The organism is Trichococcus sp. (assembly GCF_049589555.1).
GTDB lineage: Bacteria > Bacillota > Bacilli > Lactobacillales > Aerococcaceae > Trichococcus.
Genome location: NZ_JBAWAZ010000032.1, coordinates 19,029 through 27,132 on the forward strand (window position 1 = coordinate 19,029; position 8,104 = coordinate 27,132).

Genomic DNA, 8,104 nt, shown 5'->3' on the forward strand with positions numbered 1-8,104 from the left:
TCCTTACTTCTTTACTTTTTGACTTCTTCGATCAAGAGGGCGGACAGCAATTGGTAGATGATCGCTTCATTGCCGGAATTGAAAATCTCCATCCCCAAATCGTTCATGATGATCGCTCCACTGATTTTCCCAAGCATCTTAGCGACATTCTCTTCGATCGGATCTGGAGCCAGCATAACCAGCATCCGCGTCAAGGTCATCGGTTCCTTATCCATCCCGACTATTTCCAGCGGCGTCTGCAGATCAAAGACACAAAAACTAGGCTGCAGGACAGCGGCATGGGAGGCGTGGAACAAAGCAAAATGGGTATTGGGAATCCCGATCGGCGCTTGCTGGTAGCGATTCATCAATTTATCCCGGACTTTTGCCGGGTCCGCTACGATTTCAGTTGAAATATTGTTTACAGCCAAAGCGACTGTTTCGGAAATGTTGGCGCTGTTTTCCAACGGCTTGACGAAAAAGTGCTTCAGCAACTGGTTGATTTCATCAATGAACGTCATGACTTCCTGATAGTCATCATTTTCGGGCAGGCTCGGTTTCGCTGCGGGTTGAACATGCCGCTTCGTATGATCGATTGCGCGGAACGCCTCTTTGAGCTGCTTGATTTCGTCCTCCAATAGCAACGGGGAAACCAGCAAATATTTCCCGCTGTATCCCGGCAACAGTGAAGTGGAGATGGTCAAATCAAACTTTTCTTCCAGATTGAGTTTCCCGAGGTCGGCTATCCGGAAAAAGACGATCTCATTGATGAAAGGAAAATGTTTCCGCAAACGCATTTCCAGCATACGCGTCGAAGCCAAGCCGCTTGGGGAGATACCGGCAATATCCACCGCAATGACTTTCGGGCTGCGTTCCAGCGAATTGGCGAAATGCAGCACCATATAGGCGATCTCCTCTTCGGAGAATTCCTGCTGCGGGAACACCTTCGGCAAGGCATTGCGGATCGCACCGGCAACTTCCGAGTATTGCGCCATGATCCGCTCCAGGATGGGATTATTGAGGTTTCCTTGATTCAGGATGGCGCGGCTCAACGCCGCGGAAAGATGCGTCAAGAGCATTTTGTAAAGATTGCTGTCCTCAAAGAAATTGACTTCGGCATCACGGCTGACGTTTTCGATCAATTGCTTCACTTGATAAGCCAAGCGCGGATCAAAGCTTTCGTTAAAAAAATCGCTGTCCAAGTCACTGAAGAAATCCCCCAACAGATTAGCGAAGAAGACGACTTCGCTGACCGCGTACAATTGCTTCGTGTGCGCCGCGATTTTGGCAAAAATTTGCTTCGCTAAATCCAAAAGTTCCTTATTGATTTGACCCGCATAGGAATCCTCCACCAGTTGGCAGCCTCGCGGGACGCGATCCATGGAAATCGTCAGCATCAAAATCAAAAACTCCAGTTTCCGGTCACTCAAGTCGGAAAAGCGCGGCTCGACGATTTCCCGCACCAATTTTTGAGCAAACAGCAGCTGCTCCTGGTTGACGAATTGCAGAAAGAAACTTTCTTTATCCTCTAATTCCGAAAAGTGGAAGAAGTGGTACTCGTTGATTTCTATTCCCAAAATATTGGCCAATAGGAGCCGGCGATATTTTTCGCTGCCGGCAAGTTCATAGCCGCGGTTTCTCGTGATCGTCAAGGGCAAGCGCGCCAAACGAAGCTCCAACTGTTTGATGTCGGCAAAGAACGTGGTGTTGCTGATCAAGTATTCATCCAGGAACGTCTGCATGCTGATCGGCTCGTCGCTGTTCAACAGTTGCAGCAAAATGGCATGTTGGCGTTCCGTGGCGGATAATTCAGAAGGTTCATCCTCAGACACGATGGAAAGGATTTTTGCTTTGGCGGCATCCTCCGCAATCAAGCGGAAACGGCCCCGGCTCGCTTTCTCCAGCTTTGCGCCGATGGATTCCAAAGAAAGTTCGAGATTTGCCAACTCGCGGTAAACCGTACGCTTGCTGACTTTCAGCAGGCTCATCAAGCGTTCCACGGTAACCGGCGAGGCGGAATGCAGCAATTCTTTTAAAATGATGGTCTCTCTAGGAGTTAGAAACATCTGACAAATCTCCCCTTAATAGTTTCTCGTATTTATTCGTAGCGATAAGATGCCCGACGACCAGCAGCGGACACTCCGGCAGGACATTCTCAGCTGCAAAAGCTTCAGTGACGATGTACAGATTCCTTTGGTCCGCAATCAGCTGTTCCAATGGCTGCTTTTCGATGTCGACCCTCACATTATGCTTTTCCGCTAAGTTCCGGAATGCTTGCATGGCCATCGTCTGCGAACCACGCACACTATCCGCATACAAGAAGACGACTTTCTGGTACGGCAGCTTTTCTCCAATCGTTTCCGGAATCATTTCATTTTCTTGTTCATCAGTCAGCATCGCGACAACTTTCGTGTACTCTGTCCGATCCAAGAAGTTTCCGATTGTGACGATTTGGGCGTGCGGGGCTTGTGTTTCGGCCAAATGCTTCAACTCATTCTGGGTAATCAGCAACAGGTGAGGATCATCCTGCACGTGGTAAATGGACGTATAATCCACGGGAATCGAAACGCCGCTCTCTTCCAATTGCCGTCGCATAATGCTGGCCCCCATGGCACTTGATCCCATGCCCGCGTCGCAAGCGAATAAAATTTTCTGAATTTCCGTCACTTTCGTCACCTTTTCTGAAATTTCTTTTTTTGTCTGATCTTTCCTGATCACGAGGGCAGCCAACAAAAAACTCACCAGCGTGCTTACCGCAATGCCGCAGGCAACCCCCAGCAGCATATCCTGCGGCGTATTCGCCAAAATCGTCACGATCGATCCAGGGGAGGCTGGCGCTTTCAAGCCCACTTGAAACAACTCGAAAATCAGCGTGCCGCTCATCCCGCTCAAAATAACTGCGGCAAACAACCTGGTATTCAACAAAACGAACGGGAAGTAAATCTCATGGATCCCGCCGATCAGATGGATCATAAAGGCCCCACTGGCGCTGGCCTTCAGTTCTTTCCGGCTGAACAGAATGAAAGCCAGCAGAACACCCAAGCCCGGTCCGGGGTTGGTTTCGATCAGAAACAGCAGTGACGTTCCGGCTGCCTCCGTCTGTTCGATCCCCAATGGCGTCAAAATGCCATGGTTGAGCGTATTATTCAAGAACAAGACCTTCAGCGGCTCTATGAAAATGTTCGTCAGCAAAAGCAGATTGCGCTGGATCAACCAGCCGACAAGCCGACTGATTTGTTGCGTGACGCCCGCAATGAACGGACCGATGAAGACCAAACTCAAATAGCCGAGCAACATGCCGATGATCCCTGCCGAAAAATTACGGACTAGCATTTCATAACCTGCTTTGACCCTCGGAAAAATATATTTATCGAAGAGAAAAACGTTCCAGCCCGTCAGCGGACCTATCACCATGGCTCCCAATATTTGCGGATCTTCAGAATCCACGAGCATGCCAATAACTGCGATGGCCGCTACGACCCCGGCCCTTTTTTCGATCAATCTTCCCCCAGTATAGGCAATCAAAACAGGGAGGAGAAATTGAATCATTAGGTGATCCATTTCAATAAAGGATTGTTGGAGCGGACCCTGAAAATATTGAATAAGCGTCGTAATGATCCCCCAAGTAATGAAGACACTGACGTTCGGCATGATCATTCCGCTGAGGTAATGACCAAACCGTCTTATTTTCAGCAAATCAAACGATGCTTCCTTCGCGTAGGATCGCTTGGGTCTGATCATGGTCACACTTCCTTCCCTTTTTCCTCAAGCACACCCGCTTTTTTGATTTCGCTTACATTATCGCGGATGTTTCCAACTCATTATACATATAATCATACGGTTGTGTACATTTGCAATCATTATCCTGAATGATGAATGCAGACACCTCGTCGAATCCAGGCATCAATGAACAATGAAAACAAAGAAGCCGTGAAGCGCCCTTACAGCAGTGCTCCACGACCCTAAAATGTTTTACAGGCTCTCTAGCTTAGATGCCGATTTCCGCTTTTACGACATCTACGATGCGCATAACGTACTCATGGCATTTTTCATCCGTTTCAGCTTCAGCCATAACGCGCAACAACGGTTCTGTTCCGCTCGGACGAACCAAAATGCGGCCTTTGCCTGCCATTTCGGCTTCAACTTCTTCGATGACAGCTTTCACAGCCGGAATCTCCATTACGCCGTCTTTTTCGGAGACGCGTACGTTCACCAATTCTTGCGGGTAAAGGGTCACTTCATCAGCCAACTCGGAAAGTTTTTTACCGGTCTGTTTCATGACGTTCAACAATTGGATACCCGTCAAAAGGCCATCCCCAGTCGTGTTCATTTCCAGGAAGACAACGTGTCCGGATTGCTCTCCGCCCAAATTGTAGCCATTTTTGCGCATTTCTTCCACGACATAACGGTCGCCGACTTGTGTCTTCAAGGCAGTCATGCCTTCAGCTTCCACAGCCAAATGGAATCCCAAGTTACTCATGACAGTCGAGACGATTGTGTTTTGATTCAATTTATTGCGCTCTTTCAAATATTTACCGCAGATGAACATGATCCGGTCGCCGTCAATGATGCGCCCATTTTCATCCACAGCGATACAGCGGTCGGCGTCGCCATCGAATGCCAAGCCGACATCCGCTTTTTTCTCAACGACAAATTTACCTAGGACATCCGGATGCGTGGAACCGACGCCTTTGTTGATGTTGATGCCATCCGGATTTGCACCCATTGTATAGAAGTCTGTTTCCAAGTCCGCGAATAAACGATTGACTACCGGCGATGCTGCCCCATTTGCCGCATCCAGGCAGACTGTGATGCCGGACAGGTCATCCGGGATGGTCGTCTGCAAATATTGTGCATATTTCAGGACGCCCTCAGGATATTCATCCACCGTACCCAAACCGTCTGCGGAAGGTCTCGGCAAATCGTCCCCTTCTTGATCCAAATAGGCTTCGATTTCGTATTCCTGTTCATCCGACAATTTGAAACCGTCAGCTCCGAAGAATTTGATGCCGTTATCGCCTGCAGGATTGTGCGATGCAGAGATCATGACCCCTGCAACGGCACCTTGGATGCGTGTCAGATAAGCGACGCCGGGTGTTGGGATGACTCCCAATTGCAATACTTCGATACCAACTGACAATAAGCCGGAAACCAATGCATATTCCAACAATTGACCGGAGATCCTCGTATCACGCGCAACCAACACAAGCGGATGTGCGATATCTTTCGCATGCTGTCTTAGGACATATCCTCCAAAACGGCCTAATTTGAAAGCTAATTCCGGCGTCAATTCGCTGTTCGCAACGCCTCTGACACCGTCTGTTCCAAAATATTTACCCATTACCTGTAATCTCCTTTAGATTTTTCATTTATTTTCTTTGCATGGATTTGTTTGATTTTTAATTTTATGAACTGCTCTCCGATTGACTCGCTTCGCTGTCCAGACCGTCCGAAGCTGAAGATGCGATAGTGCCGCTTTCGTCGGCTGAAGATGAGGACTCCCCTTCATCATTGGTGGCCTCTGAATCAGCTGCAGCTTCGGAAGCATCCGACACGCGGATATTTACCTTGATTGTGGTCGGCGTCGCCGTTAAGGTGTCATTCGGGACTGGGATTGTGAGCGTTTGGGTGGTGTTGCTCTCTACACCCGTGACACTCACCGGCAGAATCACTTCATCGATATCGGCAAGCACAGACTTATCGCCTGTCAAGGTCACACTGGATTCGCCATCCACTTCAATCGTATAGATTTTGCCTTCAAGCGGAACACCGATCTGTTGGATGACCAAAGGCACTTCTTTCCCGTAAAGAGAAATCGGAATCCTGACGGAAATTTCTTGCGGATCGACGGAAACATTCAACTTATTCCCACTTGCGTCCACTACTTGTACTACAGTATTCATATTCACAGTATTTGTCAAGCCATTTTCAGCTGCGACCGTCACGTAAACACTATCCACACGGCTTATGGTCGAGGCCGGTCCGGTCAACGTCACGGTATCCGCACTCAGCTCCGGAATGCCTGCCAGATATTGCGGATCAACCAAAGATTCATCGAAGCGGACTTCCACCGGGCTCTCGATTGCAACCCGCTCTTCAATGACGACATTCACTCGCGATGGCGTAATCGAATAATCGATTTCATTTGATAGATTCTCGGCCGTCAATTGGATCGTATGGGTTCCTGGACCCAGCTCGTCCAGATCCTCCGTGACGATGCGGTAATCCGCAGCAGAAATCGTCTGCACGAGTACGCTCTCCGGACCGGTCAGGGTCAACACAACCGTTTCCGGCAATCCTGAAATGAAATACTCGTCCGTATCGATATCCACCTGGATTGGGACATTCGAAATGGTTTCCCGCTTGCTGGTACTGATGGAACTGTTGCTCGTGCTCGTAGACCAGCCATAGTTTTCTGAGTAGACATAGGCGAACAACAATAAGGAAATCACGAAAGAGAGGCCTCTGACGACCCACTTGTTTTCCAAAAACTTATCGTCTTGCTGCTTTCTCATTCAGAACCACCCCATTTCGTATTGTCAAAGAAATCCTGAATGAAATTGGTGGTCTTTTCTTCCTCTTCCTCCACGACCAGTTGGTCCGTCAGGTAGGCAACAAAATCATCGCGGCTCATTTCACGCAACAGGCTCGTCTTATGGGCAATGCTGACGCCCCCGGTCTCTTCCGAAACGATGATGGTGATGGCGTCGCTGACTTCACAGAGCCCGATTGCGGCACGGTGCCTTGTTCCCAGCTCCTTCGGGATGAAGGAACTTTCTGATAACGGCAGATAACTGGCTGCGGTCGCGATTTTGTAATCCTGGATGATGACCGCTCCATCATGCAAAGGCGTGTTCGGGATGAAAATATTGATCAGCAGCTGGTTGGTTACCTCTCCGCCGATCCTTATCCCCGTTGCGGCGTACTCATCCAGCAACCCTTGCTGCTCGATGGATATCAATGCTCCGATTTTTCGCTTTGCCATATACTGGACAGCCTTATCCAACTCCGTCACCAGGCGTTCGCTCATATTGACCGAGCGTTTGGCTTTCTTTCTGAAGCCTGTTTTCCCCAGATGCTCCAACCCTCTTCTGATTTCCGGCTGAAACACGATAATGACCGCCACGACACCCCACTGGATGACGCGGTTCATGATCCAATCTATGGTCTGCAACTGAAGCGTGACAGCAGCCAGTTTGATCAGCACGATGATCCCGATACCTTTCAGCAATTGAATGGAACGCGTACCTTTTAAAATCATGATCAGCTTGTAGACCAGATACCATACCAACAGGATATCCACTATATCAAAGGCATTGCTCCAGGTGATCACTTCTCCCCAATCGATTGACACATGCGCACCTCCACGTTCAAAGTTATATCGTCAATTATATCACAAATAATCCGGCCGAATGGCATTGATTCCTTGAGAAAGCGCTTCAGGAGCGTTACAATGGAAGCAGATGGGCAATCGATCACACAGGAAGCATATCGTTTGCAAATCCGGCTCACTTTGCTACACTTAGTTTATAGTTATTACAATAAGATAATTAATTTAAATTAGGAGGAATTCAAATGAGTATCGATTTTAAGGACCACGGCAAAAAACCTTACGTAGTGAACATCGAGGATGCAACCCTTCAGAACGAGAATTACCGCACAACAATCTGGACCGGTGAAAAATTGCAGGTGACTGTGATGACGATCCAACCGAACGATGATATCGGATTGGAAGTCCACCATGGCATCGACCAATTCATCCGCATCGAAGAAGGCGACGGCGTGTGCGTGATGGGCGACTCAGAGGACGATCTGTACTTCAAACAGAAAGTATCCGACGATGATGCTGTCTTTGTCCCTGCCGACAAATGGCACAACATCACCAACACAGGGGACAAACCACTTAAACTGTATACAATCTATGCAGGCCCTAGCCACTTGCCCGGCACTGTCCACCCGACCCACGAAGACGCAGAAAACGATCCAAACGAACATTAAAAGCAAAAACGAGCCCGGGAAAAATCCCAGGCTCGTTTTTTCTATTCATAAAGATCAGTCGATCAGTTTCGCCAATTGCTCTTCAGGCAAGTAGAACGATACTTTGCCGCATTGTGGGCAAACAGCT

The 8,104-nt window shown here is 48.7% G+C and carries 6 protein-coding genes; 1 reads left to right on the forward strand and 5 read right to left on the reverse strand.

Annotated features, from left to right (window positions below; genetic code table 11):
• Positions 1–11 precede the first annotated feature (11 nt).
• The 5 genes from WBV27_RS01655 to cdaA all read right to left on the reverse strand — a co-directional run bounded on the left by WBV27_RS01655 (position 12) and on the right by cdaA (position 7,333).
• Positions 12–2,045, reverse strand: coding sequence for a BglG family transcription antiterminator (locus WBV27_RS01655; RefSeq protein WP_424198841.1), 2,034 nt, complete (start codon positions 2,043–2,045; stop codon positions 12–14).
• Positions 2,029–3,720: a PTS transporter subunit EIIC gene (locus tag WBV27_RS01660; protein ID WP_424198843.1), complete on the reverse strand. Its 1,692-nt coding sequence runs from the start codon at positions 3,718–3,720 to the stop codon at positions 2,029–2,031. The genes WBV27_RS01655 and WBV27_RS01660 overlap by 17 nt, the downstream gene beginning before the upstream one ends.
• 247 nt (positions 3,721–3,967) lie before the next feature.
• A complete protein-coding gene (gene glmM / locus WBV27_RS01665; RefSeq protein WP_140186139.1) occupies positions 3,968–5,320 on the reverse strand; it encodes a phosphoglucosamine mutase in 1,353 nt (450 codons plus the stop codon).
• A 64-nt stretch (positions 5,321–5,384) separates the two neighbouring features.
• Positions 5,385–6,494: a CdaR family protein gene (locus WBV27_RS01670; RefSeq protein ID WP_424198845.1), complete on the reverse strand. Its 1,110-nt coding sequence runs from the start codon at positions 6,492–6,494 to the stop codon at positions 5,385–5,387.
• Positions 6,491–7,333 carry a diadenylate cyclase CdaA gene (cdaA, locus tag WBV27_RS01675; protein WP_424198847.1) on the reverse strand — a complete coding sequence of 281 codons (843 nt, stop codon included), beginning with the start codon at positions 7,331–7,333 and terminating at the stop codon, positions 6,491–6,493. Before cdaA ends, WBV27_RS01670 begins: the two co-directional genes overlap by 4 nt.
• 221 nt (positions 7,334–7,554) lie before the next feature.
• Here cdaA and WBV27_RS01680 point away from each other — a divergent pair, with 221 nt between their 5' ends.
• Positions 7,555–7,977 (forward strand): cupin domain-containing protein, encoded by a 423-nt coding sequence (locus tag WBV27_RS01680; protein WP_106450579.1) that lies wholly within the window; start codon positions 7,555–7,557, stop codon positions 7,975–7,977.
• Positions 7,978–8,104 lie beyond the last annotated feature (127 nt).

What these genes read in the sequence shown, in the direction of transcription:
- WBV27_RS01660 (WP_424198843.1), bottom strand. Translation starts at nt 3,720, where the DNA reads ATGATCAGACCCAAGCGATCCTACGCGAAGGAAGCATCGTTTGATTTG.
- WBV27_RS01670 (WP_424198845.1), bottom strand. Translation starts at nt 6,494, where the DNA reads ATGAGAAAGCAGCAAGACGATAAGTTTTTGGAAAACAAGTGGGTCGTC.
- glmM (WP_140186139.1), bottom strand. Translation starts at nt 5,320, where the DNA reads ATGGGTAAATATTTTGGAACAGACGGTGTCAGAGGCGTTGCGAACAGC.
- WBV27_RS01680 (WP_106450579.1), top strand. Translation starts at nt 7,555, where the DNA reads ATGAGTATCGATTTTAAGGACCACGGCAAAAAACCTTACGTAGTGAAC.
- WBV27_RS01655 (WP_424198841.1), bottom strand. Translation starts at nt 2,045, where the DNA reads ATGTTTCTAACTCCTAGAGAGACCATCATTTTAAAAGAATTGCTGCAT.